At 69.7% G+C, this 26,131-nt stretch carries 25 protein-coding genes; 17 read left to right on the top strand and 8 right to left on the bottom strand.

Going from position 1 to position 26,131, the window contains the following annotated elements:
• Positions 1-84: 84 nt before the first annotated feature.
• Positions 85-294 (bottom strand): hypothetical protein, encoded by a 210-nt coding sequence (locus AB0L06_RS31545; RefSeq protein WP_500234774.1) that lies wholly within the window; start codon positions 292-294, stop codon positions 85-87.
• A 206-nt stretch (positions 295-500) separates the two neighbouring features.
• Here AB0L06_RS31545 and AB0L06_RS31540 point away from each other — a divergent pair, with 206 nt between their 5' ends.
• The 3 genes from AB0L06_RS31540 to AB0L06_RS31530 all read left to right on the top strand — a co-directional run bounded on the left by AB0L06_RS31540 (position 501) and on the right by AB0L06_RS31530 (position 3,640).
• Positions 501-1,601 carry a winged helix DNA-binding domain-containing protein gene (locus tag AB0L06_RS31540; RefSeq protein ID WP_500234773.1) on the top strand — a complete coding sequence of 367 codons (1,101 nt, stop codon included), beginning with the start codon at positions 501-503 and terminating at the stop codon, positions 1,599-1,601.
• 280 nt (positions 1,602-1,881) lie between these two features.
• On the top strand, positions 1,882-2,154 hold the full coding sequence (locus AB0L06_RS31535; RefSeq protein ID WP_500234772.1) for a hypothetical protein: 273 nt from the start codon (positions 1,882-1,884) through the stop codon (positions 2,152-2,154).
• Between the two features lie 166 nt (positions 2,155-2,320).
• Positions 2,321-3,640 (top strand): DUF2786 domain-containing protein, encoded by a 1,320-nt coding sequence (locus AB0L06_RS31530; RefSeq protein ID WP_500234771.1) that lies wholly within the window; start codon positions 2,321-2,323, stop codon positions 3,638-3,640.
• 452 nt (positions 3,641-4,092) lie between these two features.
• Here the strand turns inward: AB0L06_RS31530 and AB0L06_RS31525 are convergent, their stop codons facing one another.
• Positions 4,093-4,308 (bottom strand): helix-turn-helix domain-containing protein, encoded by a 216-nt coding sequence (locus AB0L06_RS31525; RefSeq protein WP_122197810.1) that lies wholly within the window; start codon positions 4,306-4,308, stop codon positions 4,093-4,095.
• Between the two features lie 1,732 nt (positions 4,309-6,040).
• Here AB0L06_RS31525 and AB0L06_RS31520 point away from each other — a divergent pair.
• A complete protein-coding gene (locus tag AB0L06_RS31520; protein WP_500234770.1) occupies positions 6,041-6,622 on the top strand; it encodes a hypothetical protein in 582 nt (193 codons plus the stop codon).
• A gap of 70 nt (positions 6,623-6,692) precedes the next feature.
• Here the strand turns inward: AB0L06_RS31520 and AB0L06_RS31515 are convergent, their stop codons facing one another.
• Both AB0L06_RS31515 and AB0L06_RS31510 read right to left on the bottom strand, forming a co-directional pair.
• A complete protein-coding gene (locus tag AB0L06_RS31515) occupies positions 6,693-7,472 on the bottom strand; it encodes a hypothetical protein (protein ID WP_500234769.1) in 780 nt (259 codons plus the stop codon).
• A gap of 132 nt (positions 7,473-7,604) precedes the next feature.
• Positions 7,605-8,327, bottom strand: coding sequence for a thiaminase II/PqqC family protein (locus AB0L06_RS31510; protein ID WP_500234813.1), 723 nt, complete (start codon positions 8,325-8,327; stop codon positions 7,605-7,607).
• A 68-nt stretch (positions 8,328-8,395) separates the two neighbouring features.
• Here AB0L06_RS31510 and AB0L06_RS31505 point away from each other — a divergent pair, with 68 nt between their 5' ends.
• The 3 genes from AB0L06_RS31505 to AB0L06_RS31495 all read left to right on the top strand — a co-directional run bounded on the left by AB0L06_RS31505 (position 8,396) and on the right by AB0L06_RS31495 (position 11,845).
• Positions 8,396-9,679 carry a citrate synthase gene (locus tag AB0L06_RS31505; RefSeq protein ID WP_500234768.1) on the top strand — a complete coding sequence of 428 codons (1,284 nt, stop codon included), beginning with the start codon at positions 8,396-8,398 and terminating at the stop codon, positions 9,677-9,679.
• Between the two features lie 154 nt (positions 9,680-9,833).
• Entirely contained in the window at positions 9,834-10,700 is an 867-nt protein-coding gene (locus AB0L06_RS31500; protein ID WP_500234767.1) for an LLM class flavin-dependent oxidoreductase, read from the top strand.
• 215 nt (positions 10,701-10,915) lie between these two features.
• Positions 10,916-11,845 carry a hypothetical protein gene (locus AB0L06_RS31495; protein ID WP_500234766.1) on the top strand — a complete coding sequence of 310 codons (930 nt, stop codon included), beginning with the start codon at positions 10,916-10,918 and terminating at the stop codon, positions 11,843-11,845.
• A 177-nt stretch (positions 11,846-12,022) separates the two neighbouring features.
• On the opposite strand, the gene AB0L06_RS31490 is transcribed toward AB0L06_RS31495, so the two are convergent.
• Together AB0L06_RS31490 and AB0L06_RS31485 are read right to left on the bottom strand one after the other, a co-directional pair.
• Positions 12,023-12,634: a DUF4291 domain-containing protein gene (locus AB0L06_RS31490; RefSeq protein WP_500234765.1), complete on the bottom strand. Its 612-nt coding sequence runs from the start codon at positions 12,632-12,634 to the stop codon at positions 12,023-12,025.
• A gap of 896 nt (positions 12,635-13,530) precedes the next feature.
• Positions 13,531-13,821 (bottom strand): hypothetical protein, encoded by a 291-nt coding sequence (locus AB0L06_RS31485; RefSeq protein ID WP_500234764.1) that lies wholly within the window; start codon positions 13,819-13,821, stop codon positions 13,531-13,533.
• Between the two features lie 518 nt (positions 13,822-14,339).
• On the opposite strand from AB0L06_RS31485, the gene AB0L06_RS31480 reads away from it, so the two are divergent.
• The 7 genes from AB0L06_RS31480 (at position 14,340) to AB0L06_RS31450 (ending at position 21,793) form a co-directional block, all read left to right on the top strand.
• A complete protein-coding gene (locus AB0L06_RS31480; RefSeq protein ID WP_500234812.1) occupies positions 14,340-15,206 on the top strand; it encodes a Sco1979 family transcriptional regulator in 867 nt (288 codons plus the stop codon).
• A 114-nt stretch (positions 15,207-15,320) separates the two neighbouring features.
• A complete protein-coding gene (locus AB0L06_RS31475; RefSeq protein WP_500234763.1) occupies positions 15,321-15,722 on the top strand; it encodes a nitroreductase family deazaflavin-dependent oxidoreductase in 402 nt (133 codons plus the stop codon).
• A 197-nt stretch (positions 15,723-15,919) separates the two neighbouring features.
• Entirely contained in the window at positions 15,920-16,966 is a 1,047-nt protein-coding gene (locus AB0L06_RS31470; RefSeq protein ID WP_500234762.1) for a phosphotransferase enzyme family protein, read from the top strand.
• Positions 16,967-17,271: 305 nt separating this feature from the next.
• Positions 17,272-18,780, top strand: a complete 1,509-nt coding sequence (locus AB0L06_RS31465; RefSeq protein WP_500234761.1) for an alpha/beta fold hydrolase — start codon at positions 17,272-17,274, stop codon at positions 18,778-18,780.
• Between the two features lie 399 nt (positions 18,781-19,179).
• Entirely contained in the window at positions 19,180-20,046 is an 867-nt protein-coding gene (locus tag AB0L06_RS31460) for an NAD(P)-dependent oxidoreductase (RefSeq protein ID WP_500234760.1), read from the top strand.
• 367 nt (positions 20,047-20,413) lie between these two features.
• Complete coding sequence (locus tag AB0L06_RS31455) at positions 20,414-21,223, top strand: ArsR/SmtB family transcription factor (protein WP_500234759.1); 810 nt, start codon at positions 20,414-20,416, stop codon at positions 21,221-21,223.
• Positions 21,224-21,280: 57 nt separating this feature from the next.
• Positions 21,281-21,793 carry a hypothetical protein gene (locus AB0L06_RS31450; protein WP_500234758.1) on the top strand — a complete coding sequence of 171 codons (513 nt, stop codon included), beginning with the start codon at positions 21,281-21,283 and terminating at the stop codon, positions 21,791-21,793.
• Positions 21,794-21,959: 166 nt separating this feature from the next.
• On the opposite strand, the gene AB0L06_RS31445 is transcribed toward AB0L06_RS31450, so the two are convergent.
• Positions 21,960-22,982: an MBL fold metallo-hydrolase gene (locus AB0L06_RS31445; RefSeq protein ID WP_500234757.1), complete on the bottom strand. Its 1,023-nt coding sequence runs from the start codon at positions 22,980-22,982 to the stop codon at positions 21,960-21,962.
• A 145-nt stretch (positions 22,983-23,127) separates the two neighbouring features.
• Between AB0L06_RS31445 and AB0L06_RS31440 the strand changes: the two genes are divergently transcribed.
• Positions 23,128-24,015, top strand: a complete 888-nt coding sequence (locus AB0L06_RS31440) for a LysR family transcriptional regulator (RefSeq protein ID WP_500234756.1) — start codon at positions 23,128-23,130, stop codon at positions 24,013-24,015.
• A complete protein-coding gene (locus AB0L06_RS31435; protein WP_500234755.1) occupies positions 24,012-24,914 on the top strand; it encodes a serine hydrolase in 903 nt (300 codons plus the stop codon). The genes AB0L06_RS31440 and AB0L06_RS31435 overlap by 4 nt, the downstream gene beginning before the upstream one ends.
• Positions 24,915-24,978: 64 nt before the next feature.
• On the opposite strand, the gene AB0L06_RS31430 is transcribed toward AB0L06_RS31435, so the two are convergent.
• Complete coding sequence (locus tag AB0L06_RS31430; protein WP_500234754.1) at positions 24,979-25,668, bottom strand: histidine phosphatase family protein; 690 nt, start codon at positions 25,666-25,668, stop codon at positions 24,979-24,981.
• A 43-nt stretch (positions 25,669-25,711) separates the two neighbouring features.
• On the opposite strand from AB0L06_RS31430, the gene AB0L06_RS31425 reads away from it, so the two are divergent.
• Entirely contained in the window at positions 25,712-26,104 is a 393-nt protein-coding gene (locus AB0L06_RS31425; protein WP_500234753.1) for a VOC family protein, read from the top strand.
• Positions 26,105-26,131: the final 27 nt, after the last annotated feature.

Below are 26,131 nucleotides of genomic sequence, written 5' to 3'. Positions count from 1 at the left end.
TACCGCCGGCTCAGCACGAGCGGACGGCCATCACCATCTTGAGATGTGCAGGGCATCCGGCCGGCGCACTTGCTCCCTGTGTAATCACTCAAGTGCCTCGTACTCGGGTGAAGGGTGGACCAGCTCGGGGTGTTTCCGCCCGTACCGATCGCCGTGGATGGCCAGCATCGCCCAGTGCCACGCATCGTCATGAAATACGAGCCCACGGAGCGGGTCGCCGCCCGGCTCGTACGGGTACTGCTCCAGGGCGGCTTCCTCGGCCTCCTCCGGCGTCAGCCCTCCATGGTGCTGCATCACCCATGCGTAGCCCCGCCGTGAACATTGCAGACAGTCGAGATACTCCGCCTCACTCCGCCTCACTCCACGTCACGGCTCGACACTAGACGCTCACCAAAGGAATCGACGTCCAAGGGCCTTGTCCTATGGGCCTTGTTCCAACGGCGTCTGTCGGGTGACCGCCCGCGTTAGGGTCGCTGCGATCTAGAGAGAGGCGACCGTCCATGACCGAGACCCTTAGCCTGCGTCAGCTGAACAGGGCGACGCTCGCGCGCCAGATGCTGCTGGCCCGTGAGGCCGTCCAGGTTCCCGAGGCGGTCGAACGGCTCGGTGGGCTCCAGGCACAGGAGCCGAAGCCTCCGTTCCTCGGCCTGTGGTCACGCGTGGAAGGGTTCCGAACCGAGGATCTGCACGGCGCCCTCCACAACCGGTCCGTGATGCGGGCGACGTTCCTGCGCGGGACGCTGCACCTGATGTCGGCCGCCGACTACGCGGCGCTGCGGACGACGCTCCAGCCGATGCTGGACGGCGCGCTGAAGGTCCTCGGCGACCGGGCGGCCGGACTCGACCGTCCGGCGGTGCTCGCGGCGGCCCGGCGGCACCTCACGGAGGGACCGCGCACCTTCAACGAGCTGCGCGCCCTGCTCCAGGAGGACTTTCCCGAGGTCAACGACCGCGCGCTCGGTTACGCGGTCCGCATGTGGCTGCCGCTGACGATGGTGCCGACCGACGATCGCTGGGGCTTTCCGCGCACCGCGTCCTTCACCCTCGCCGACACCTGGCTCGACACCCCGATCGCGGGTGCCCCGGACGATGAGGCCCTCGCGCTGCGGTACCTGGCGGCGTTCGGCCCGGCCACCGCCGCCGACGCGCAGACGTGGTCGGGTCTGGCGGCATGTGGCGCGGCTCTGGAGCGGTTGCGTCCCAAGCTCCGCACGTTCCAGGACGAGCGGGGTCGCGAGCTGTTCGATCTACCGGAGGCACCGCGCCCGCACGAGGACGTCGCCGCTCCGGCACGTTTTCTTCCTGAGTTCGACAATCTCGTCCTCGCGTATGCCGACCGGCGGCGGATCATCGCCGACGCACACCGTCCTCTGCTCACCACCAAGAACCTGCGTGTCCGGGCCGTCTTCCTATGGGACGGCTTCGCAGCGGGCCTTTGGGAGCTGGAACGCAAGCGCAAGACCGCGACGCTGCGCCTCCGTCCCTTCGAGCCTCTCCCGAGGGAAGCCGTCAAGGCACTGACCGCCGAAGGCGAGTCCCTCCTGCGGTTCGCGGAGCCGGACGCCGCCGACCATCAGATCGAGGTCGTCTCCCCTACCTGAGCCCCGGGATCGGGCCGTCACCGCACGCGCGCGGGGCGCGTCCAATAGTGATCAAGCCGAGACCTGGACTGATTGAAAGATCCACGAATTGAGCGCAAGCTGTCGGGGTCAACCCCGCGACACCGTCCCATGACTCCTGGCGAGTTCAGACATGCCCCTAACGCAAACGTCCGCGTCCGGCGACTCCACAGCCGTGGCCGACGCGGACTCCCACCCCGCCTTCTCCACGCCGCCTGCCCCGGCCCGACGCCCCACCCCATACCGCCGACAGGACGCGACCATGTTCGAGATCTGGGAGACAGGCGAGCCCCCGAGGCGCATCACCGATGCCGGAAGTCTCGAGATCGCGCTCGAGAAGGTCGACACCATGTGCCGGCTGCGCCACGACCAGGCCGTCGCGCACGTGGGCCGGCCCAGCGAGCGCTACCGCTTCGAGATCCGCGACCCGCTGGGCCGCGCGCTCGCCCGCCTCACCTACGCCCCCGACACGACCCGCGAGTACCAGAGCGTCGTCGTCGAGGAACTCCGGGGGGACGACCGGCCACCTGGCTGACCGCCCCCCCCCCCTTCCGGCACGCGGCCGCCCGCTCCTCCTCGAGAGGCGGGTGGCCGCCCGTTTTCCGCATGTTTCCGCCTGTGGGCTCTGCCAGGCGCCGCTTGGAACGTTCTTCCTCACATCCGTGGCAGGATGCGAGGAAGAAGATCGGGAGGAGCGCGGGGTGCCGGATTCGCGGCGATGGCGGCAGGCGTCGCACTCGTGGGCGCGCGGAACGAGCCGCCCAGGCGAGCCGGACGACCAGGCCACGTCAGCACGGGACACCGCAGAAACGCTGGTCAGCGCCGCCCTGGAAGCCCTCGCACTGAACGACGCGTCCGCATGGACGTTGTGCGTCGAACGGCTTTCCGGCTTCCCGGACGACCCCCGAACCGTTGATCTGGCGCTCGTCCGCCGCCTCCGGCACGCGGTGCGCACCGCCTGGGAGCGCGGCTGGCTTCCCGCCGACCTCGCGCGTCACACCGGGCGTCAGCTGAGTGGGCGGCATCGCTCGCTCCTCGTGGACGCCATCGCCGACGAGATGCGGTCCTATGGCACGGCCACCGTGGACGTCCGGTGGCGCACCCAGCTCGAGACGCTGGGCGCCGAGGTCTGGTGGGGCGCCGACGAAGAGCGCCTCCGCACGTGGCGCACCCGCAAAGCCGTCTCTGTTGCGGCTTCTGTGGCAGCTGTGCTGGAACTGCTGCGTGTGTTGGCCGCCCTGCCACGTCTCGCGATGATCGGCCCGCTCCCTGGGACGGCCGTCCGTGACGACGCGTCCGCCAGGCGGGCCTCTGGCGCCGCGCCCGATCAGCGAATGCTGGGTAAAGTCCGGGCGTTGTTGGCCAAGGCGGAGTCCACGGAGTTCCCCGATGAGGCCGAGGCGCTCAGCGCCCGCGCCCAGGAACTCATGACGAAGCACAGCATCGATCATGCTCTGCTGTCCGTCTCCGAGGACGGCGGCCCGACCGGCCCGGACGGCTGCCGTATCCCTGTGGACGCGCCCTATGAGTCACCCAAGGCCGTCCTGCTGACCGTGGTCGCCGAGGCCAATCGCTGCCGTGCCGTGTGGCATCGGGAACTGGGCCTGTCCACGGTCCTGGGTTTCCCCGCAGACCTGGCCGCGACCGAGATGCTCTTCACGTCCCTCCTGGTGCAGGCCACACCGGCCATGGTTCGGGCGGGAGCCCAGCAGGACACCCTGGGCCGCTCCCGGACGCGTTCCTTCCGGCACGCCTTCCTCAACGCCTACGCGGCCCGCATCGGCGAGCGCCTCCACGCCGCGAGCACCCGTGCCACGCAGGAAGCCGCCGCGCAACAGAACCTCCTGCCCGTCCTGTCCGCCCGCGACGAGGCCGTGGACAAGGCCGTCAACGACCTCTTCCCTGCCTTGACCCGAGGCCGTGCCCGTCGCGTCTCCAACTACGAGGGCTGGGTCGCCGGACGCGCCGCAGCCGACCTGGCCGCCCTCCACTCCAACGACCAGATCTCCACGACGTCCTAGCCGACTTGTTTCGGGGCCGGAGTCGGCGAATGCCAACAGGCGCCGGAGTCGGTCGCGATCCGGATCCATCCCGGCACTGAGAAGGTGCCTGGATCAAGTGGCATCGGGCCCCCTTCCGCACATGATTCAGCGCAGCCCAAACTCGCTGCGCCACTTCGCGCAGTACTGCTGAACTCGGTGCTTGCGAAGCCCCCGTGGCTTCCAGAAACCGCAGCGCCCTTTGGGCGGCGGCTGCTCCCCCCAGCGCCGCCGCCGGCGACGGCTGTCGCGGGATCGTCCGGCCCTCGTGTCTGGCAGCCGGACGGCTTCCTTGCCTTCGTCGCCCCTGGCCTCGTACGCACGCGCGTCGTGGACGGCCTCTCGGCCCCTGACGGCGGCGACTCCGCGTGCCTGACTCCATCGGCAGGTCGCGGGAGGACGAAACGCCCTCAGGGAAGGCGACGGCAGCCGGATCAGCTGCTCTTCTTGCGCCTGGTGTTGCCCCCACGTCCCCGCAGCGGGACCCCGGCCTCCTTGAGCACGTTGTAGATGAAGCCGTAGGACCGTCCGGTCTCGGCGGCGAGATCACGAATGCTCTCTCCGGCGGCGTACCGGGGTGCCAGTTCGGCGGCCAGCTTGGTGCGTTCGGCACCGGTCACGCGGGTGCCCCTCGACAGAGTGCGGGTCACGACTACCTCCTGGATGACTACCGCGCTGCGCGACGGGGGACGTCCCCGCAGTTCACAGCACTGATGATCTACCCCAACGTACACATTCCCCGCAAACTGGCCGCCACTCCGCATGATTCGCCATCTTCTCGGCCACACGTGGTCGATTCCACGGCTCTCGGCGTGTCGTAGTCGGGCAAACCCCTATCGACCAGCATCATCCCCGCCCCGCGGCGAAGTTATCCACAGAACGACATTCGGTTACCGTCCGTCCGGTCGGCCACAGCGCGCCGGACGCCCACTTGCCGGCTGCCCTATTTCCTGGCCGCCACCGCCATCCGAAGGCACGGCACCCACGAACACGAGCAAGCCCCACACCCCCCGTTCGAGCTCGCCTCGCCGGAGAATCACCACCCCCGCTCAACTCGCCCATCATCAACAGTGACCAATAGACCACGCTCTGTAGTTGAAGTGGCTACGATCGGCTTTCTGACGGTGACCACCGCGATCCCCCAAGGCGAAGATGAACCGTTTCTTGGCAAACCTCGGCCACGCACGCCTACCCGGCGGGCCACTCCGCTGCACCTGCGGCCTACTCAGCTGCACAGCCCTGGCCAGCGCGCTCTATCTCTTCCCGGCAGACGCCTCGCCCCTGGCCCTGTCCTTTCACCAGACGTCGACTTCCACGGGCCCCGCAACCGACGCGGACGCCTCCCCCACTCGCACACATGCGGACATCCCGACCCCTGGCAACCCGCCGCTCCTGCGCGAGACGCGCAAGCCAATCCCGACACCGCTGGGTCCGGGCGCGCCGCCGCCCGCACACACGGACCTCCCCTCCGCGCAGGTACGCGCGGCGATCCCTGCGCAGCTGACGGCTTCCGTGCAAGCAGGAGCGGCGGTCCCGCACCACGCCGACCGGACCTTCTCCGCGCGGCCCAACAGGCCGGTTGCAGCAGCCCCCCAAGCGGACCGTGCGGTCGGCGCTCCGCCGAGCAGGTCGAGACGGCGATATCCGACGGCCGGAAATGCCTTGGTGCAGCCGGACTCAGTGGCCTCGGGGCAGGCAGGCGCAGCGATCCCGACTCTGGTCGGGTCCGGTGCCTTCGGCACTAACAGCGCACGTGTCGCAAAGGCTGCTGAGCATGGCTTGGACGGCAAGCCGGCCACAGGTGCCCAAGGTTCCTCCGCACCGCCCGACGTCGGCCCCACCGGTACCGGCAAGCCGGATCCAGTCTCCGCGTGGAAGCCCGTTCCGCGCGGAAGGGTGCCTGCTGCCTGTCTTCGGCCGGAGTCCTACGCCCACTGGTTCACGGCCCAGCTGTGTCATGCCGCTTGGGCAGCCGTGTTGCGTGGACAACTGCCAGGACCGCAGGCAGGCCAGACGGCCCCGCACCACGGCAAGCACAACGGACGTGTCACGGGCCAGTGGCCCACGAACCTCCCGCCCCACGAACGCTCCACAGACACCTCACAGGCGCAGCCGCTCCCGCAGGGGACAGCCGCGCCGGACCCGTCCCAGCCATCAACGAGTACGGCACCATCACCCTCGGCACCTCGCCGGACTCGAACCACGCCTCACACCGGCGGGCAGCCTTCTCTCAAGGATTCGCTCCGTCCTCTACTCCTCCTCGGCTTGCTCCTCTCCGCCGCGGCCATGGGCGGCTACCCCTTCCGTCGCCGGATCTACGCCTTGGCAGGCGCCGCTCTGCTTCCCCCTCCCGGGGGCGATCCCCTCAACGACGAACGGCCGATGCACTTCACCTATCGACCGGCCGTTGACCCGTTCGCCGTCCCGATGCTGGGCCTCTCCGGCTCCGGCGCGGCGGCCACCGTGCGGGTCATCACCCTCTCCGCACTGGAGGAGTGCGCGGACACCGTTCTCGTCGTCATCCCCCGTCCCGACGCCACGGCATTGTTCGGCCTCACCGAGGACGAACTGCTCGAAGACCGCATCGAGCCGCTCTTCATCCCCGGGAATCTGGACGCCGCCCTGGCCTACCTCGAAACGGAACTCTCCATCCGCAAGGACAGCGGCACGACCAGCGGACGCCGTCTCCTTCTCGCCGCCGACTGCGAGAAGGAGGCCGACCGAATCATCGCTCTCGTGGCGCACCACCCCACACAGATTTCCGCCATCCTCCTGGGCGACTGGCCCGGCGACATGGCGACCGTGGACGATGACGGCCTGCTGACCGCTCCGTCCTCCCTGACGGGCAAGCTTCCGAAACGCCTTCCCGCCGTCTCCCGCACCGAAGCCCGAGACCGCCTGCTCAACGTCCTCGGCCTCCACCCACACCGATCCCGCCCCACAAAGAGGAGTAGGACCGCCTAGCCCAAGACCGCACCACGAGACCCAAAGCCCGCTCTACAACAGCAACACAGGCACAGACATCAGGCCGGGCCTACGGTTCGTGGGCGGAGGTTTGGGCTCGGGCCGTGATGAGGGACTGCAGGACGCGGCGGAGGGTGGGGGCCGGCGGGGGCTCGGCCGTCTTGTTGTGGAGGTAGGCGGTGCAGGCGTCGAGCCAGATACGCAAGCGCTCCTCGCACTGTTCCTCTACGCGTTTGGCCTTGAGGTAGGCCGTGTGGCGGCGATCCTGATCGACGCGGTGTTTGAGGTCGGCGTCGTCCGCCAAGGCCTGGATGTCGGCGAGGGCGTAGCGGCCGAGGCGGTCGACCGGGAGGTCGCGCTCGACGGCGACGTGGTCGAAGGTGCTGCGGGGCCAGGCGAGGATCCGGGCGGCGCCCCTCGGGTCGACGGACTCCACGAGCGGCCCCTTGCGGGCGCGGACGACCTTGATGACCGTGGCCGGCGCGAGGGCGTCGAGGTCGCGCAGCAGGTACAGCGGGTAGTCGCGGTACATGCCGATGACCTCGAGGGCGTCCCGCGCGACAAGGACCTCGACATCGGCGCGCTCGACATCGACCCTCAGGCGGGCCGCGAGGCGCACGGCGGCGCGTTCGGCTCCGATGGGCGGCTCGGTTCCGAACGCGGCCTTGACAGCGTCGACGCGTTCGGCGCAGTGGGCGACGGTCTCGGCGCTCCAGAGGTCGCCGGGCAGATCGGGCTCCGGGAACAAGCCGTGTTCCCCGGCGAGCCGGAGCTGCCAGCGGGCGAGGCCGAGTCGTGCGGAGAGCCGACGCTCGGAGAGGCCGTCTCGGGTGGTGTCGGTGGTCGTCATCGCGACTCCTTCGGTCTGGTGTTGGACGGTGACGCCCTCCCAGACTCCAGCGACGGCCGCGTGACAGTGATCCGAACTCCGTTCTGTGGATAACTCGCGCGTACCCCTTGCCGCGGCCATGAGCGGGACTAACTAAAGCCCCTCCGCCAGGGCCGTCCAGAAGTCGGTTTCGTACGCGTGCAGGAAGTCGGCGGCGCGGACGGCTTCTTCCGGATCCTCGCCCGCTTCCAGTCCGGCGGCGATGACCGCCGTTGCCTGCTCAACGAATCCCGGTGGCGTCTCAGCGAAGTAGCCGAAGAACGCCACGGCCTCCTCGGACAGCTCGTAGCGCGTCCGTAGGGCAGCGGCTGTCCTGGCGCAGTAACTTCCCCACTCTTCGAGGTTCGCGAGCATCGCCAGGGCGACTTCACTGCTCGTCCCGAAAGCGGCCCGCTGAGCCAGATAGGCCGGATAAGACTGCGCCCGCGGATGGGGCTCATAGGAAGTGAGATCCTTCTCACTCCACCCGAGCGCTGAGGCGTAATCCGGGAGCAAGGAGAGGGCTTGATTCTCCCCCTGCGCGAGCGAGAGGAAGAACTCCCCTGCGGGCGGCTGCGCGAACCGGGCCGCCAGGAGCGCGAAGCTCCGCCTGTCGCTGTCCACGATTCTGAACTCTTCCCCGGCCAACCAGGCCAGACGTTCCCGCGGAACCGCTCCTTCCTCCAGAAGATCCAGGAACCGGTTACCGCCACTCGTCCGCGCTATGCGGCCCCGGGTTCGCCCCACGAGTTCGGTCGCTTCAATGAGAGCCATATCACTCAGCGCAACACCCTCTCGGCCATCCGTCAACACCATGGGTCCGGAATCGACCATCATGATCACGTGACTACCATGAAGGGCGGAACGTCTACGCAGGTGTAGGCGGCAGTTGGGAGCGAGCGAGTATGTCCGATTTCGAGCTCAACCACACGGGCGGGCGTCTGCCCCTCGAGGTGACCGAGGCGACCGAAGGTCCTGGAGGGCTGCGGATCGCGTCCCTGCTGAAGGAGACCGGTCACGTCACCCTCGATACCGGGTTCACCAACACCGCCTCCACCACATCCGCGATCACCTACATCGACGGGGACGCCGGGATCCTGCGCTACCGCGGGTATCCGATCGAGGAGCTCGCGGGGAAGTCGTCCTTCCTGGAGGTCGCGTACCTGCTCATCTACGGTGAGCTGCCGACCGCCGACAAGCTCCAGGAGTTCACCGACCGGATCCAGCGCCACACCCTGCTGGACGAGAAGTTCCGCGCGTTCTTCTCGGCGTTCCCGCGTCGCGCGCACCCGATGGCGGTGCTGTCGTCCGCGGTGAGCGCGCTGTCCACCTTCTACCAGGACAGCCTCGACCCGTTCGATGCCGAGCAGGTCGACCTCTCCAGCATCCGGCTCATCGCGAAGCTGCCGACGATCGCCGCGTACGCGTACAAGACGTCCATCGGTCAGCCGCTGCTCTACCCGGACAACTCCCTGGGGTACGTGGAGAACTTCCTCCGCATGACCTTCGGACTGCCCACCGAGCAGTACGAGGTGGACCCGGAGATCGTGCGCGTGCTGGACATGCTGTTCATCCTGCACGCCGACCACGAGCAGAACTGCTCCACCTCCACGGTGCGGCTCGTCGGCTCCAGCCAGGCCAACCTGTTCTCGTCGGTGTCGGCGGGCGTGGACGCGCTGTTCGGGCCGCTGCACGGCGGCGCCAACCAGGCCGTCCTGGAGATGCTGGAGAACATCCACAACAACGGCGACGACGTCGAGAGCTTCGTCCGGCGGGTCAAGAACAAGGAGCCCGGCGTCAAGCTCATGGGCTTCGGCCACCGCGTCTACCGCAACTACGACCCGCGCGCGGCCGTGGTGAAGGGTGCGACGACCAAGGTCCTGGACGCCCTGGGCGTCTCCGACCCGCTGCTCGACCTGGCCATGCGCCTCGAAGACGTCGCCCTCCACGACGACTACTTCATCGAGCGCAAGCTGTACCCGAACGTCGACTTCTACACCGGGGTCATCTACAAGGCGCTCGGCTTCCCGACCAACGCCTTCACCGTGCTGTTCGCGCTCGGCCGCCTTCCGGGCTGGATCGCCCAGTGGCGCGAGATGATGAACGACCCGGCGACGAAGATCGGCCGTCCGCGTCAGGTGTACGTGGGCGAAGGCGAGCGCCACTACCCGGACATCGCCTCGCGCTGACCCGCGCACACGAGTTCGACTCACAGGGCCGGACACCAGATTCTCCTCTGGTGTCCGGCCCTGAGTCATGTGGGCCCCGCGCACATGAGGGTCTACTCGAGCTCCGGTCGCTAAACGGGTTGCTGCATGGGCGGACGGAGCGCACGATGCCGGAATGCGCTCATCGATCAACATTCCCAACTTCGGAGACTTCGCCGATGCTCGGACGGTCGCGAAAGTGGCGGTAGCGGCGGAACAGGCGGGGTGGGACGCGCTGTTCGTCTGGGATCACCTGACGCACGACCGGCGTCGGGTTCCCTTCGGCGATCCCTGGATGCTGTTGACCGCCGCGGCGCTGGCCACAAGCCGGATCAGGCTCGGAACGATGGTCACGCCGGTCGCGCGACGGCGTCCGCAACAGCTCGCCCGCCAGGTGGCCACTCTGGACGTCCTCAGCGGCGGCCGGGTCACCTTCGGTGTCGGGCTGGGCGACCGCGATGACTTCACCTGCTTTGGAGAGCCCACTGACCGGCGCACACTGGCCGAGCGTTTGGACGAGGGCCTGGAGTTGATGGAGCGGTACTGGACCGGCGGGCCGGTGACCTTTCAGGGACGCCACTACCAGGCCGAGAAGGCGGCTCTGCTTCCCGCGACCATGCAGCGCCCGCGCCCGCCGATCTGGGTCGCCGGGTTCTGGCCGCGCCGTCCGCCGATGCGTCGGGCGGCCCGGTTCGACGGAGCCGTCCCGCTGTTCACCTCCGCTTCGCATGGCGATCCTCCGCCGGCTCATGAGGTGCGTGACCTGGTCGCCTACGTGCGCGAGCAGCGGGCAGCGCTGCCGGAGGCACAGGGACAGCGCCCATTCGAGATCGTGGTCGGGGGTGTCAGTCCGGCCGACCCGGACCGCGCGTCCGATCTGCTCGGGCCCCTGGCCGAGGCAGGCGCCACCTGGTGGGACGAACGGCAACGCATGGACGGCGACGGTCTCGACCGCCTCGCTCCGGTACTCACCCGTATCGAGCAGGGGCCGCCTTCCAGATGAGTGAGACTCCCACTCCTCGTCTCCAAGCCCTGCGTGAACATGTGAATGGTGCTCCTCACGAGGGCCGGCTTGGGCCGTGTGCTTGGCCTCGGCCGTGTTGGAGCCCTTCCAGGGCAGTGTGAGCGGTTATCCACAGAATGATGTTCAGTTAGTTTTCGAGGACGCGGCGCTCCAGCCTGGTTCGTGTACCTGAACCACGGCACAAGGAGCCCCCGATGACCGAGACGTTCCGTCTCACCGTTCCCGACCGGACCCACTGGACCTTCGTGGTCGCCGCCGAGCGGTGTCCCGACGACCTGCCCGCGGCGATCCTCGAACATGTCTCCGCGCCGTTCGCACCTCATGCGATGCGGCGTCTCGGCGGTCCGGAGCTGACCGTCTCGCTCTGCCCTGCGTCCAAATCGCCCTGGGATCTGACCGCGATCACGTCGCTCAACGACGAGGACGAGCACGACGGCGATCTCGCCTACCTGCGTTCGGCGGAGTGGAACATCGGCGTCAGCGGCGTGCTGTCCGCGCGCGACCGGCCGTTCGGCGCCCGTGTCGTCCGCGCCGTCGCGCACGCCGTTCGCGAGGCCACCGACGGCATCGTCGCGGACTATGACCTCGGCATCGTCCTGCCGGCGGCCCAGCCTGACGACGGCGGCCGCTTCGTCCTCGCCGGCGACTGGATCATCGTGAACGCCACCGGCAAGGTCGCGGCGCCTTGTCCCGCCGGCGACGACGGGGTGGACGCCTGCGCCTGCCTGGAGTTGTCCACCCTGGGCATGGGGCGTCTCGGGCTGCCGGAGCTCCGCATGTCGGGGGTGTCCTGCGCCCACGACCTGCCCGCGACCAACGTCTTGCGCAGCCTGAGCAGGCGGCTACTGCCGCTCGGCATCAGCAACGGAACACGCGTCCAGCCGTGCGAGTCCCTGGTGACCGGTGGCGACTTCGCCGAGTATTGGGGAACCGATGAACCGTTGTGGAACGAGGGGCCCATCGCCGTCCGGTTGGCGTCGATCAGCAACCATCTGCTCGAGGTCAGACCACCTGAGGACTATCCCGGGAGCGTGAACGAGTGGCTTTGGGACGAGCTCCCGCCGATCCTTCACGAGCTCCTCGGCTGCGACCCCGACCCCACGCCAGGCTTCCACCCATCCTGATCCCCCCTACGGGCCCGTCCCCGATGGGCCCTGCAGCGGCCACCGCGACGGGCCCACCCACCCCTGCCCATCCGCATGGCCGCATGGCCGCATGGCCGCATGGCGGAGCTTGCTCGCGGTTCTGCGTGGTTCAAGCGGCCGGTTCGGCGCAATCAGAGTGGCCTTCAGAGAGCTTGTTCATCTCTTCCCGGAGCCCTCGGAGGTCGCGCCCAGTTGGTGAGCGGTTGAGCTGGGGAGCGGGTAGGGGCGTTCCTTGGGGAGGAGAAGTCTTGCTCTGGTCAGATCGCCGGCTTGGAGGTGGTGGTGGATCTTGCGAACCAAGGGAGTGCGGTCCTCGATGGAGAGGGTCCAGTCGTCGGCGTAGCGGTCGATGATGTGGCGGCTCAGGCCGAGTTGGAGGGCGCGAGGCTCGAGTTTCTCGCCGCGTAGGGAGCGTTCGGGGTCCCATTGGACGTGGACCTGGGCCTGGCGGAACGCGGCGCGCCATTCGTCGCTGGAGCGGTAGACGCGGCGGTCGGGATCGGTCGGCACGGCCAGGGAAAGTGCCTCGTCCCAGCCCTGCCGGGTGATGCGGACAGCAAGGATCGTCTCCTGGCCGGGTTTGCGGGCCCAGCCGCTGCGGGCCATCAGCCACAGGAACGACGGCTTGATCCACGTCATGCGGGTGCGGGAGAACGGAGGAACGAAGCGCCCGTGTTCCAGGGCCGGTTTCGCGATGGCCGCGGAGAACGCCTGGTAGACGGTGATCGAGTCCCGGTCGTACTCGGCTCGTACTTCTCGCGGTTGCATGGGCCCTCCTCCGACGCCAGGCAGCCTGCCTGGGCGTTCGCGCCGGAGCAAGGGGTTTTCGTCCAATGAGGCGTCCATGTGGCCGAAGTCCCGCAGCCCAGCCAGGAAGGTTCAGCCCGCGCGGCAGAGCGGTCACACGACCGAAGTTCTGAGGCTCCCGCAGGCGCTTGCGTCGCGTTCGCGGCGCTGCCTCGGCGGCCCGGCCTCGGGGACGGCCGACCCACGCCGCCGGGCTCGGGCTCGGGCTCGGGCTCGCCGAAGCCTACGCGCGCTGTCCGCGCGCTCCGCCGCGGCGGCCACCGACTCGGCGAGCTTGGTCCTGGACACGAGGGACGCGGGCGCCGCCGCCCGTCCGCCCGCCGACCGCACGGGACCTGGCGGCGCAGGAGCAGTCTCGGCTCGCGCGGAGGGCGGTCACGATCGAAGATCTGCGGCCCAGCAGGAATGGACTCAGCCCGGCGCGGAAGCGAGCACCAGCACAGACCTACCAGCCCAGCAGGAGTGGACTCACGGACGCAAGGACCGGCGCCGCTGCCCACCGGTCACGACCGAAGACCTACGGGCTCAGCCCGGCGCGCGGAGGCGGGCAAACATCGCAGGCCTACCGGCCCAGCAGGAATGGACTCACGAACGCCAGGACCGGTCACGACCGAAGGCCAACGGGCCCAGCAGGAGTGGACTCAGCCCGGCACCGTCGCAGGCCTACTGGCCTAGTAGGGGTGGGCTTAGCTCGTGTGAGGGTGCCGCTTGTGCGAGCGATGTTCTGCGGGCTGAGTAAGAAGGGGTTGAGGCTGAGTGAAGGCGCGGCTCAGGCGACGGATGTGCTGGGGGGCCAGTTGGGGACGTCCGCTCGCATGGAGGAGGCGCTCAATGCGAGCGGACTTTGCGGCGTGGGGTCAGCTTGCGCGGAGGTAGGCGACGCGGACGGTCAGGCGCTCCTGGAGGAGGGCGATCGCCTCGCCAACGGTCGGGGCGGCGGCCTGAACGCGGAGGGCGCGGCCGTCGAGGGTGGCGATCGCCTGCGCCAGGGCCGGGCGCGGGAGGGACGTGTCGGCGGCCAGGCTCAGGGTGCCCCTGACGGAGACGGCTGACGCGCGGGTGTCGGTCAGGGCCGCGCGGACGGCGGCTTCGGCGAAGGTACGGGCGTCCTCGGGCACCCGGCCGGTGGTGAGGAAGTGGATGTCCATCGTTACCCCTGTTATCGCTGTTGCCCGGGGGGCATGGTGTTCGTCGTCGGCTCGGAGGCGTGGTGGTCACCGTTGCCTGTGAGGCGTTTCGGCGTTGCCAAAGCGGCGTGGTGCTCGTTGCTCTGCAGTAATGACAACGTCTCGCCGGGGTAGTGTTCGCGTTTGACGGGCGAGAGCTGCGTCACGCGCTGCGACGGGGTATCGGGGTGCGAGAAAGAACGGCATGTCAGAGTGGGTGGGCCCGGGAGCGGCATGTAGGCACGTGAGAGAGTTCACGCGTTGCCCGGGGGCTGGGGCGAATGGTTCGGAGGCCTGACGCGTCCCGGGTGCCGGTTGGTGTTCACGGAGGCGCATTGCCTCGCCACGTTCAGGAGACCTTCTGGCGCGGCAGGCGGCGTGGCACGATGTGATCCTCTACGATGGTCGATGCCGTTTCGCCAAGACTGGCTGGTGACCCCTTGCCCCAGGATGCTGCTGCACCCATTCCTCCAGCGGAGGGCGACTCCACACCCGGACGTCTGCTCGACTACCCGCGCCGCGGCGGTCCGACCGTGCTGCGCATCCTGCTGGGGGCGCAGCTGCGCCGGCTCCGCGAGGGGAAGGGGATCTCGACCGAGGACGCCGGGTACGAGATCCGCGGCTCGCACTCCAAGATCAGCCGGATGGAGCTCGGACGCGTCGGGTTCAAGGAACGCGATGTCGCCGACCTGCTGACGCTCTACGGCGTCACCGACCCCGCGGACCGCGCTCCCCTGCTGGAGCTCGCACGCGAGGCCAACACCCCCGGCTGGTGGCACCGCTACGGCGACGTTCTACCGAACTGGTTCGAGACCTACCTCGGGCTCGAAGAGGCCGCCTCCCTGCTGCGCTGCTATGAGCTGCAGTTCGTACCGGGGCTGCTGCAGACCGAGGACTACGCGCGGGCCGTCGTCCGCCTCGGTCACCCGGACGCCACCGAGGAGGACGTCGAGCGACGCGTCCGGCTGCGGATGACGCGGCAGGAGCGGTTCGTCGAGCCCGGCGCGCCGACGTTGTGGGCCGTCCTCGACGAGGCGGTGCTGCGCCGCAGCCTCGGCGGGCGCGAGGTCATGCGCGGCCAGTTGCAGCACCTGCTCAAGATGGCCGACCTGCCGAACGTCACGCTGCAGGTCGTGCGGTACGAGGCGTCCGAGCCCTGCGCGACGGGCGGGCCGTTCACGATCCTGCGGTTCGCCGAGCCGGGCCTGTCGGACGTGGTGTACCTGGAGCAGCTCACCAGCGCGCTCTACCTGGACAAGCCCGCCGACGTGGACACCTACATGCGGGTGATGAACGACCTGTGCATCACCGCGTCCCGTCCGGACGAGACGGTCCGGTTCCTGAACAGTCTGCTGAACGAGAATTGACCTGGTCCCCCGCGTGGCCTCTGAGCTGGGGGGAAGGTCCTCGGGCCGACGGATGTTGTCGCGGTCGCGTGATGTCGCGCCGTGAGGACATCCGTTGGGAATCGAGGAGGACCAATGCTGTTCGGCAAGGAACACGTGAAGCGCTATCAGGAGACCGACGGCGTTGAGGGGCACGACTGGAACGGCACCGTCACGCTGCTGCTGACCACCGTGGGACGCAAGTCGGGCAAAGAGCGCACGACGCCGCTAATCTACCAGCAGGACGGCGACGACTACATCGTGATCGCGTCCAAGGGCGGCGCGCCGGAGGACCCGCTCTGGTACCAGAACCTTGAGGCCGACCCCGAGGTGAAGGTGCAGGTCTGGGGTGACCGGTTCAACGCGCGCGCCCGGACGGCGACGGCGGAGGAGCGGCCGCGGCTCTGGAAGAAGATGGTCGCGGTGTGGCCCGCCTATGACGAGTACACGCAGAAGACCGATCGTGAGATTCCCGTCGTGGTGCTCGAGCGCATCTGACCTGGGTGCCTAGGGCGCGGGGCGCTTGATGTCCGCCCGCGCGGAACGTGGGACGCGCTTCGTCCCGCCGCCCGCGCGGGTTTTCCTCTGCGCGGGGCGGGACGGCGGATGCCAGCGGTTCGCTTTCATGGACGACGGCTGAGCGTGTAGCGTCGGCGGCAGAACATTCGTTCGACCGAGTCCAGCGAGGGACCGAGGTGCCGACGTCATCGCGGGTTCACGACGACGAACCGCTGCCGCCACGGCTGCCGCGTCGTTGGGAGATCGAAGCCGGGGCCGCCCCGGAACCACTGGCCGGAGGCAGTGAGCGCCGCTGGCGGTTGGACGCCGGCGGCACGTCCTACCTTCTGCGGGAGCACGGCGCACCGGATCGGAAGCGGATCGCGCTGCGGCATGAGGCGATGGCCGCGCTGGACGGCGCGGGGCTTCCGGTCCTCGCGCCCATTCCCGCGCGCAACGGCAGAACGCTGGTCGTCACGGGCGGACGCGGTTACGAGCTGTTCCCCTGGGCGTCCGGGCGGCGCCGGGACGGGCTGGAGCTGACGTTCGTCCAGTGCGAGCGGCTCGGGGCACTGCTCGGACGGCTGCACACCGAGCTCGACCGCGCGACCGGACCGGTGCAGCAGAGCCTTCTGGTGGCGACCTCCCGGGCCTCCGCGGCGATCGAGGCCGTGGACGCGGCGCTCGCCGAGACGTCCGACGACGGGACGGACTTCTCCGCGCTGACCGTCCGGCGGCTGCGCGAACGCCGCGAGCTTCTGGACGAGTTCGCCGACCACCAGCCGCCGGAGATCGACACGAGCATGGTGGGGCGCCTGCACGGCGCGTTCCACCAGGGGCATCTCCGGTATGGACGGTCGGGAGAGGTCTCGGCGGTGCTCGGCTGGGACGCGCTGACCACCGGGCCGCTCGCGGGCGAGGTGGTCGGGGCGGCGGCGCGGCTGTTCGCGTGCGGGGACGACCGGGGGCTCGACCTCGACCGCGTCCAGGCGTTCCTGCGCGGCCACCGCTCGGTCATCGACCTGGACTCCGGGCAGATCCAGTCGGCCGTCCACCGGGCCTGGTGGGAGCGGCTCTGCGATGTGGCGTCGCTGCGGCGCCGGTACCTCGGCGACGAGCCGTCCGACGGCGGCGGCGCGCCCACGGCGCTCGTGGCGTGGTGGTCGGCCAACCTGGAGCGGACGCTCGACGCGTTCGCCGTCCCGTACACCGAGATCCAGGACGACAATCCCGCCTACGGCTGAGCGGCCTGCGGCGGACTGCCTCGACGATGCGCATGATGCGCAGGCGATCCCAGGAGGTTGAACCCAGACGGCCACGACGGCCACGACGGCCACGACGGCCACGACCTGACGTTAGTCCTGCAGCACCAGATTCGGCCGCACAACGTGTTTCGGTGACGTTCTTCCCCCGGCAAAGCGCGGCGCGGCGCGGAGCTGGGCTGGCGGGCTGGGCGTACAGCCGGGGTCGTCTCCCCCTGAGGTAGGGGGCGCGGGTTCCCTGTGCGGGTCGATGTGTGACCGGTCCTGCGGGATCCAGGCTTCCACGCATGAAGTTGATCTCGAAGAACGTCGGGGTGCTTGCGGTGGGGCTCGCCGCGGTGACGGTCGGAGGGGTGGCCGCCATGCCGCCGGGAGGTGCCGGAACGTCCCAGAGGGCAGTGCGAGAAGCGTCGGCCGGGTGCGGGACGGTGGCGGGGGCCGTGTGCGGGACGGTGCGGGTGCCGCTGGTGCGGGCCCGTCCCGGGCTGGGCGACATCACCGTGGCCTACACGCTGATCAAGCACCGCGACACGTCCCGGCCTGCCGGGGGAACCGTGACGATCAATCCCGGTGGTCCCGGCGATTCGGCGATCGCGTCCGCCGCCGCGTACACGCGGATGTTCGGCGATCTGCTGAAGGACCATGACCTGCTGCTCGTCGATCCCCGCGGGGTGAACCGCTCCGATCCGCTCAACTGCGGGACACTCGGCTCGCTGCCCGCCACGCGCGAGGATTTCGTGCGGGCGGTCGGGGATTGCGGCCAGCGCCTGGGGGTTCGTGCGCGCGGCTACATCTCGGCCGAGATCGCCGATGACATCGACGCCGTCCGGGCCAAGCTGCGCATCGGACGGCTGGACCTGTTCGGGGAGTCCTACGGCACCTACCTGATGACGGTGTACGCGCAACGGCATCCCGAGCGCGTACGGTCGCTTGTGCTCTCCAGCGCCTACCCGCTCACGGTGGACATGTGGGGTCGTCCTAACGCGCGCGCCGCTCGCCGGGCCCTGCGCTTGGTCTGCCAACGCAGCAACGGCGCATGCGACGGCGACCAGGTGCTGCGCGAGATCGCGCGGCTCGCGCAGCGGCTCCGGATCCGTCCGATCTCCTACACGTTGGCCGGACGGCAGCGGCGGCTGGACGACACCGCTCTGGCCTCCATCGTCTACGGCATGGCCAAATCGGCACCCGCCGGCATCGGTGACGTCCCCGCCATGGTCCGCAGCGCCCTGCGCTCCGACGACGCGCCCCTGATCGAGGCCGCCCGGCAGGCCGCACCGCTCAGCGGATCATCACTGTCCCGGGACGAGACCCAGCCCTTCAACCCCGAACTGGCCGCCACCGTGGTCTGCAACGACTATCCGACGCTGTGGAGCCGCGAAGCCTCGCTCCCGGCCCGGCTCAAGCAGTTCTCGGCCGCGCGCGCGGCACTGCCCGAGCAGGAGTACTGGCCCTTCGGAAAGCGAGCCTGGACCAGCATGAGCTACGACCAGGGAAACACCTGCGTCCGCTGGCCCGACCGTCACGGACCAAGCCAGCCGACCAGCGGACCGTTCCCCGACGTCCCCGTCCTGGTGACCTCCGGCGACCTCGACGCCAACACCCCCACCGAGACAGGCCGACAGGCCGCACGCCAGTTCTCCCACTCCACCGTCGTGGAAGTCCCCAACACCGGCCACGTCGCCGAGCACGAACCCAGCGGCTGCGTCGCCGCCATCCAGACCGGCTTCATCCGCGACCTGCGAACCCCCGACACCGGCTGTCTGGCAGACATCCCGCCCGCCCCAGTACGCCGGTAGCCGAAGGCTTCGTCGCCTGCGAACGCCCATCGTCGTCCACTCCGACACCGTCAGTGAGGCTCATCGAGACCAGGGCAGCCGCACCATGACGACCGACGAATGGTCCAGATAGTCCGAGATCTGCTGGCGAGCGGCTGCTCCATCAAGGCCGTGGCGTGCGAACGGCATCGCTTCCCACGGCTGATGGCAGATTCGCAGTCCTGGTGGCTGACGGACGAGTCGACCAGGCGGGTCCGACGACTGTTGTGTGGGGTCGTGACCCCGGGCTGACGTGCGGGTTCGTGGCTCAGCGGCTGGCGGCGGGTTCGTGTCCCGCGTGTCCTGTGGGTCGCTGATCTGGGTAGGAGATCGGCGGAGGCGCGGCGCGGAGGGCGCCGCGCGGGACCGGAGGGGGCCGTGATGACGGCTGTCGCCCTGCTCGGGACGGGGACCATGGGGTTCCCGATGGGACGGAACCTGGTCGGCGCCGGACTGGACGTGACGGTGTGGAACCGGACGCGGGCGCGGGCCGAGCCGCTGGGCGCGGCGGGCGCGCGGGTCGCGGACTCCCCCGGCGAGGCCGTTGCGGACGCCGACGTGATCGTCACGATGATGACGGACGGCGGCATCGTGACCGAGGTGATGACAGAGGCGGCGCCGCAGGCCCGCGTGGGCGCGGTGTGGGCGCAGATGAGCACGGTCGGCCTGGCCGCGATCGGGCCCCTTGCCGAGTTGGCCGTCCAGCACGGGCTCACGTTCGTGGACGCGCCGGTACAGGGCAGCAGGCAGCCCGCCGAGGAGGGGAAGCTGGTCGTCCTGGCGGCGGGGCCGGAGTCCGCGCGCAAGGTGGTGCAGCCGGTGTTCGACGCCGTGGGGCAGCGGACGCTGTGGCTGGGCGAGGACGGCGCGGAGGGCGGAGGCACGCGCCTGAAGATGGTCACGGTCGGGTACGCCATCACGCTGGCGTCGCTGGTGGCCGAGTCGATGGCGCTGGCGGAGGGGCTGGGCCTGGATCCGAACGCGTTCGGCGAGGTCGTGTCGGGTGGGCCGCTCGACTGCGGCTACCTGCAGACGAAGATGCGGGCCGTCCTCGACCGTGATTTCAGCCCGACGTTCACGGTGCTGAACGCGACGAAGGACACCGGGCTCATCTTGGAGGCCGCGTCCTCTGCGGGCGTCCGGGTGGACCTGACGGAGGCCGCGCGGCAGCGGTTCGTCCGCGCGACCGAGCAGGGGCACGGCGGGGAGGACATGGTCGCGAGCTACTTCGCCGGCTTCGCCTCCTAGGCCGTGTTTCGGAAGTGCTGGTCACAGCCACTCGTTGGCGGCTGCGACCAGCACGGTCGCTTCATAGCGGACGGAGAGCCCGTCATACCGCGTGGCCACCGCGGGGCGGTGCTTGAGGCTGTTGATCCCGCCCTCCACCGCGTGGCGCTCCTTGCCGCGCCGCCGACCACCGAGTACCCGTCGATCTCTTGCTGGGCCGTCTCTTGACCGGCCCGGACGCCTTCCCTGGGGTGCCGGGACTACCGCACGCCCAGGGCCCGGTCTTCCGGCCTGAGCCGCCTGCTCCCTGACCTCGGCAGGAAGCCGGGTTCGGAGAGCCAGGTCTCACCGTTGACATTATGCAGGTATATACCTGCATAATCAGGGCGTGAGTTTCGAAGCGAGAGCGATGGACCCGGTTTTCAAGGCGCTGGCCGACCCCACCCGGCGCCTCCTGCTCGACCGTCTGCGCGAGCACAACGGCCAGACGCTGCGCGAGCTGTGTGAACGCCTGGACATGGCGCGCCAGTCGGCGACACAGCATCTCGACATCCTTCGACAGGCCAACCTCGTGACCGTCGTGCGGCGCGGACGGGAACGGCTTCACTACCTCAACCCGACGCCGATCCACGAGATCGAGGAGCGCTGGATATCGGGGTTCGACAAGCCGCGCCTGCAAGTGATCAGTGCCATCAAGAACCAGGCGGAGGAACACGCCATGACCAACGGACCCGCATCCGTCCCGAACTACGTCTATGTCACCTACATCCACGCGAGCGCGGATCAGGTGTGGCAGGCCCTGACGAGCGCGGACCTGACGGCGCGGTACTGGGGACACGCCAACGTCTCGGACTGGCAGCCCGGCTCGCCCTGGGAACACCGACGTGCCGACGAATCAGGTGTCGTCGACGTCGTCGGTCAGGTGCTCGAGGCCGAGCCCCCGACGCGCCTGGTCATCACCTTCGAGGACACTCCTGACGCCGAATCGCCGAGAGAGCCGTCGGTTGTCACCTTCCTCGTCGAGCCGCACCAGGACATCGTCCGCCTCACCGTGACCCACGAGAACCTCCCCAACCTGGAGATGCTCGGCGGAATCTCGCGCGGATGGCCGGCCGTGCTGGCGAACCTCAAGTCGCTGCTCGAGACCGGCGAGGTCCTCCCGCAGGCGCCCTGGGAGATGTCCCCCGCGCACGCCTGAGACGGCAGTCGCCCAGCCTTCCCGGATTCACTCCGTACACGACCACAGAAAGAAGACATGATGGACAACACCTCGCTTCGGGACGCCTACCGCGCGCTGCTGGACGCTGCCGCCACAGTGGCCGACTCCGGCGACACGAGCCCCGTCCCACCGGCCGGCGAGTGGAACGCCGATCAGATTCTGGCGCACGTCGCCATCGTCACCGGCGCCACCATCGCGGCCGTCTCCGCTGTCGCTTCGGGAACGAACACGACGTATGACAACCGCATGGCGCAGGACTCTTGGACCATCGAACGCGTCATCGCGCTCACCGGCGGCAACGCGGGGCTTCGTGACCGCATCCGTCTCCTGGGAGACGCCCTCTGCGCACTCGGGGGACCGATGCTGAGCGAGGCCGAACTCGACACACTGGTGCCGGCCCTGCTCCTGTCCAATGGCGAAGTCCTGGTCGATCAGCCCATGCCGTTGCGGGAACTCATCACGGGCCTCACAGAAGTGGAGCTGCCGAACCACGCGGCACAGCTCTTGGCCCTGCTGCCCGAAGGCGCCGGAGCCATGGCCACAGCCTGATCCTCCGGCGCGTGGCGACGGTGCGCCCGCTCGCCGACCAGGCGCTGGGACAGGGCTCGCTCTTCGGCGTCCGGGCGACCGGCCGCGCGCCGTAGGAGATGCTCGGCTTGGGTGGGTACCGGCGCGCGGCCGGGTCAGGTGCAGGGTGCCGCGGCTTGGGCGGCTTTCAGCAGCACGCGTGCGCTCCCGCTGCCCGTGGGCTCGGGGAGACTCCGGTGGCCTCGGCGTCGGCGATCCGGCCGCGCAGCATGGCGTCCATCACGGCCATGAACCGCTGTGTCCGCGGCCGGCCGAGCACGAAAGGATTCGGTCCGCCGGGCTGGTCGCGAAGCTGCTGCGCACGTTCGAGGGCGTGGTCGTTGGGGTGGTTGGACAGCTCCACGTCCGCGCCCGCCGCCCGCGCCCGCGCCCGGAAGGACTGGATGGACGAGAGGAAGGTGCGCAGCTCCGGGAGCGTGTCGGGTGGGAACATGCCGCCCCACAGCATGGCGGTGTGGCGCCGGTTGCCCGCCCGGACCGGGATGATCGGCGAAACGGTACCCGGGGTGTGACCCGGGGTGTGGTGCAGCCGGATCGTGGTGCCGCCGAGCGTGAGCTTCTGGCCGTCCATGATGTCCAGGTCCCGGACGGGTGCGTCGGCGGGCCCGGTGCGGGCGACGAGGTCCCAGTCGGCCGGGGACATCAGCACCCGTGCCCCGTAGCGGTCGGCGAGCAACTGCGCGCCCCCGAAGTGGTCGTAGTGGCCGTGGGTGACCACGATGTACTTGATCGCCGCCGGGTCGGCGCCCAGCGCGCGCAGCCCGGGGACGATGACGTTCTCGGCGTCCGCCGGGGAGGTGAGCGCGTCGATCAGGACGATGCCCTCGTCGGTCAGCACGGCCATCGCGGAGACCCAGCCGGCGCTCAGGAAGGCGAGGTCGTCGAAGAGCCTCACCGGTTCCGGGACGGGCGGGAACGGAGGAAGGGGCATGCCGGGGGTCAGCGCCTTCTCCAGGGCGCACAGGACAGGGTCGTTCCCGGCAAGCTCGCGGGCGCGGTCATAGAAGGTCTGCGCATCGGCGCCGTCTGCGGCGGCACGTCCGGGGAGGACGAGCGAGCCGGCTCCTGCGGCAAGGGCGAAGGCGGCGAACTGGCCGAAGCGGCGCCTGGAAAGTTGGCCGGCCGGGTCGTGCCGGGGGGAAGACGTCATTGCGGTTCTCCTCTTGTGCGTGATCAGCCGAGGGCGTCCAGCGCGGCCTTCATGAGAGGCCTGGCCGACAGCCTGCCGTCGGCCGATCCATTCACACAAAGACGGAATTGACGCCTTTCATGCGCTTTCCGCATACGATGCGGCGGTGGACTTGGTGGGGGCGTGCCGGGTGTTCGCCCATGTGGGCGAGCGGGGAAGCTTCACGCTGGGCGCTGCGGCGGCCGGGGTTCCGCAGCCTGTCGCGAGCCGGCGGATCGCCGCGCTCGAGAGGCACCTGGGCGGTCTCCTGTTCGACCGCTCCGGCCGCCGGGCCGCGCTGACCCCGTTCGGGCGGGACCTGCTCCCGTCCGCGAAACGGCTGGTCGAGCTCGCGGACGCGCTGGAGTACGACGCCGGGCAGGCCAAGCTCAAGCCGCTGGCCTTCGCGGTCCCCGCGATCTGCCCGGTCCGGCCGCTGGCCGTACTCGACGCGGCCGCCCGCGATCTGGGCATGGTCCTCGGGTTCCGGCACGCGGACCCTGCCGCGCGCACGGAGCTGCTCAACGCTCACGAGGTGCGCCTGGCCCTCGTCGCCGTCCCGCCGTCCGAGGCCACCTGGGCCATCCCGCTCGGAGTGGGCGACGCGGCCGGCACCGACCGGCGGCCACTGAACATCGAGGCGCTACGGCCTTGGCGGGCACAGCGCACGTTCCAGCGGATCTGGATCCAGCCGGAGGACGACCTGCCCCACATCCGGGACCACCTGGAACAGCTCGGTCACCGCGCAGCCCTGCTGCCCGCGCAGATCACCCTCGCACCCTCGCTCACCGCAGCCGTGTCCGAGACCCTCCGTGCGGGCGCCCTGCTGCTGTGCTCGCTGGCACAGGCCGACGAGTTGGGACTGTCCTGGCGCGCATTGGTGGGTGAACCCGTCGCCCGCGGCTACCAGCTGCGCGCCGGCAGCGGCGTCGACGTGCGAGCCGTGAGCGAAGGGCTTAGGGAGCCGATCGCGCGCTGTCTGGGTGTACCGGTCGGCGAGCGGGGGCGGCCATGAGCGTCCAACAGGCCGTCCAGGAGCTCCAGGGCATGCTCAAGGACGCGGGACTGGTCGGCTCCTACCTGGTCCGGGACCTGGACACCGGCGACGAGCTCGGCATCGCCCCAGACCTTGAGCTGCCGATCGCGTCGCTGGTCAAGGTGCCGCTCGCGGTGGCCGTGTCGGAGCACGTCCAGGACGGGCGGATCGACGCGGCAGCCGTGATCGAGGTGTCCCCCGGGCGCATCACGACACCAGGTCCGGTGGGGCTGAGCAGGTTCCGGCACCCGGCCTGGATCGCCGTCGAGGACCTGCTCTACCTCAGCACCGCGATGAGCGACAGCGGCGCGACGGACGCTCTGTTCAGCCTGGTCCCGCCCGCCGAGGTGAACCGCGTCCTGGAGAGGGCCGGCATCGCCGGCATCGCCGTGCGCCACTCGATGGACGAGCTCACCCAGACCCCGGTGGAGCGGTTCGAGCCGGGCGAGGTCCACCTCGCCCAGTCACTGGCAATCGGGTCGCGCACCGCCGGGCGCGGGCACCCGGTCCCCCAGCTGGACGTCAGCCGCGCGAACACCGGAACCGCCCGGGCCTGCGTCGACCTCCTCCAAGCCCTGTGGGTCCCCACCCGCGTCCCCGCCGCGGTCGCCGCACAGGTACGCTCCCTCATGGGCCTGAACGTCATCCGGCACCGGCTCGCGCCCGACTTCAGCTCGGACGCCTCACGGTGGTCGTCCAAGACCGGCACACTGCTCAACCTGCGCCACGAGATCGGGGTGGTCGAACACGACGACGGCTCCCGGTACGCCGTCGCGGCCCTGACCGAATCCACCGTGCCCGCGGCGATCCAGCCGACGGCGGAGGTCGTCATGGCACACGTGGCCCGCACCCTCCACGACCGGCTACGGGCACGATGAGCGCGGCCGCATCGAAGACGCGCCGACCGACGTCCTACGCCCACCTGCCCAGGCGCGAAAGGGGCTAGTCCTTTCCGGTCCTCTGCGGGGTGAGGTCGAGGTCCGCGGTGGGGGTCCCGAGGGTGAGGGTGAAGAGGCCTTGGGGGTCGGGGGTGAGTTCGACGATCGTGCCGTTCGGGGTGAGGCCGACCTGGATGAACTGGTGGAAGGCGCGCATCTGGTCGGACGTCGGTTCAGTGATGCCGGTGAGGAGCGTCCATATGGCGGCGCGGATGAACAGGCCGTGGGAGAAGACCGCTGTGAGGCCGGGTTCGGGGCGGGCGGCCAGGGTGTCGAGCATCGCGCGGGCGCGTGAGACGAGGTCCTGGAAGGATTCGCCGTCACCGCCGTCCACGTGGGACGGGTCGGACCGCTTCCAGTAGGCCACTGCGTGGGGACGGCGTTCCTCGTTCGTGGTGTTCGGGCCGTGCAGTGAGCCGAGGTAGGTGAACTCCTGGACGGGCCACTCCTCATAGGGGACGTCCGGGAAGCGGGTGCGCGTCGGCATCGAGGTCTCGCGTGCGCGGACGAAGGTCGAGCTGACGATGAGGGACGGCGCGGAGGGGAACAGGGCGGCGACGCGGTCCGCCTGGCGGCGTCCGAGCGGGGTGAGCGGCGAGGCACCGGGGCCGTGGGAGGGGAGGCCGGCGTTCGACTCGCTCTCGCCGTGCCGGATCAGCCAGACGCGTCGGGGGGCGGTTTCAGGGTCCGTCACGCGGACAAGGCTGCCATATCGCCCACTGGGAATGATGGAGCGCATGGAGGTTCTGAGCAGTCGCATGCTGGTCCGTCCGGCCGATCCCGAGCGGGCGCGCCGCTTCTACAGGGACGTTCTCGGGCTGGCGGTGTACCGGGAGTTCGGCCCGCCGGACGATCCCGGCCTGGTGTTCTTCCTCGGCAACGGGTTCCTGGAGGTGTCGGGACGCGGGCCGGGGACGGCGGGCGAGGGCGCGCCGATGCTGTGGCTCCAGGTGCGGGACGTCCGGGCCGAGCACGCGCGCCTGGTCGATGCCGGGGTTCGGGTGGTGCGTGAGCCGCGCGCCGAGCCGTGGGGGCTGGTCGAGATGTGGATCGAGGATCCGGAGGGGATCCGGATCGTCATGGTCGAGATCCCGGAAGATCATCCGTTGCGGCGCGATCAACGCGGATGATCCTGGAAAACACTGGAAGTTACTGGA

The sequence above is a fragment of the Spirillospora sp. NPDC052269 genome, assembly GCF_040679435.1.
Lineage (GTDB): Bacteria > Actinomycetota > Actinomycetes > Streptosporangiales > Streptosporangiaceae > Spirillospora.
Note: the sequence above shows the minus strand (reverse complement) of the source record. Positions and strands in the feature narration are given on the sequence as shown.

Bases quoted from the DNA above. Each gene is read 5' to 3' on its own strand.
- AB0L06_RS31545 (WP_500234774.1), bottom strand. From the start codon at position 294: ATGCAGCACCATGGAGGGCTGACGCCGGAGGAGGCCGAGGAAGCCGCC.
- AB0L06_RS31540 (WP_500234773.1), top strand. From the start codon at position 501: ATGACCGAGACCCTTAGCCTGCGTCAGCTGAACAGGGCGACGCTCGCG.
- AB0L06_RS31535 (WP_500234772.1), top strand. From the start codon at position 1,882: ATGTTCGAGATCTGGGAGACAGGCGAGCCCCCGAGGCGCATCACCGAT.
- AB0L06_RS31520 (WP_500234770.1), top strand. From the start codon at position 6,041: ATGCACTTCACCTATCGACCGGCCGTTGACCCGTTCGCCGTCCCGATG.
- AB0L06_RS31515 (WP_500234769.1), bottom strand. From the start codon at position 7,472: ATGACGACCACCGACACCACCCGAGACGGCCTCTCCGAGCGTCGGCTC.
- AB0L06_RS31510 (WP_500234813.1), bottom strand. From the start codon at position 8,327: ATGATGGTCGATTCCGGACCCATGGTGTTGACGGATGGCCGAGAGGGT.
- AB0L06_RS31505 (WP_500234768.1), top strand. From the start codon at position 8,396: ATGTCCGATTTCGAGCTCAACCACACGGGCGGGCGTCTGCCCCTCGAG.
- AB0L06_RS31500 (WP_500234767.1), top strand. From the start codon at position 9,834: ATGCGCTCATCGATCAACATTCCCAACTTCGGAGACTTCGCCGATGCT.
- AB0L06_RS31495 (WP_500234766.1), top strand. From the start codon at position 10,916: ATGACCGAGACGTTCCGTCTCACCGTTCCCGACCGGACCCACTGGACC.
- AB0L06_RS31490 (WP_500234765.1), bottom strand. From the start codon at position 12,634: ATGCAACCGCGAGAAGTACGAGCCGAGTACGACCGGGACTCGATCACC.
- AB0L06_RS31485 (WP_500234764.1), bottom strand. From the start codon at position 13,821: ATGGACATCCACTTCCTCACCACCGGCCGGGTGCCCGAGGACGCCCGT.
- AB0L06_RS31475 (WP_500234763.1), top strand. From the start codon at position 15,321: ATGCTGTTCGGCAAGGAACACGTGAAGCGCTATCAGGAGACCGACGGC.
- AB0L06_RS31465 (WP_500234761.1), top strand. From the start codon at position 17,272: ATGAAGTTGATCTCGAAGAACGTCGGGGTGCTTGCGGTGGGGCTCGCC.
- AB0L06_RS31460 (WP_500234760.1), top strand. From the start codon at position 19,180: ATGACGGCTGTCGCCCTGCTCGGGACGGGGACCATGGGGTTCCCGATG.
- AB0L06_RS31450 (WP_500234758.1), top strand. From the start codon at position 21,281: ATGATGGACAACACCTCGCTTCGGGACGCCTACCGCGCGCTGCTGGAC.
- AB0L06_RS31445 (WP_500234757.1), bottom strand. From the start codon at position 22,982: ATGACGTCTTCCCCCCGGCACGACCCGGCCGGCCAACTTTCCAGGCGC.
- AB0L06_RS31435 (WP_500234755.1), top strand. From the start codon at position 24,012: ATGAGCGTCCAACAGGCCGTCCAGGAGCTCCAGGGCATGCTCAAGGAC.
- AB0L06_RS31425 (WP_500234753.1), top strand. From the start codon at position 25,712: ATGGAGGTTCTGAGCAGTCGCATGCTGGTCCGTCCGGCCGATCCCGAG.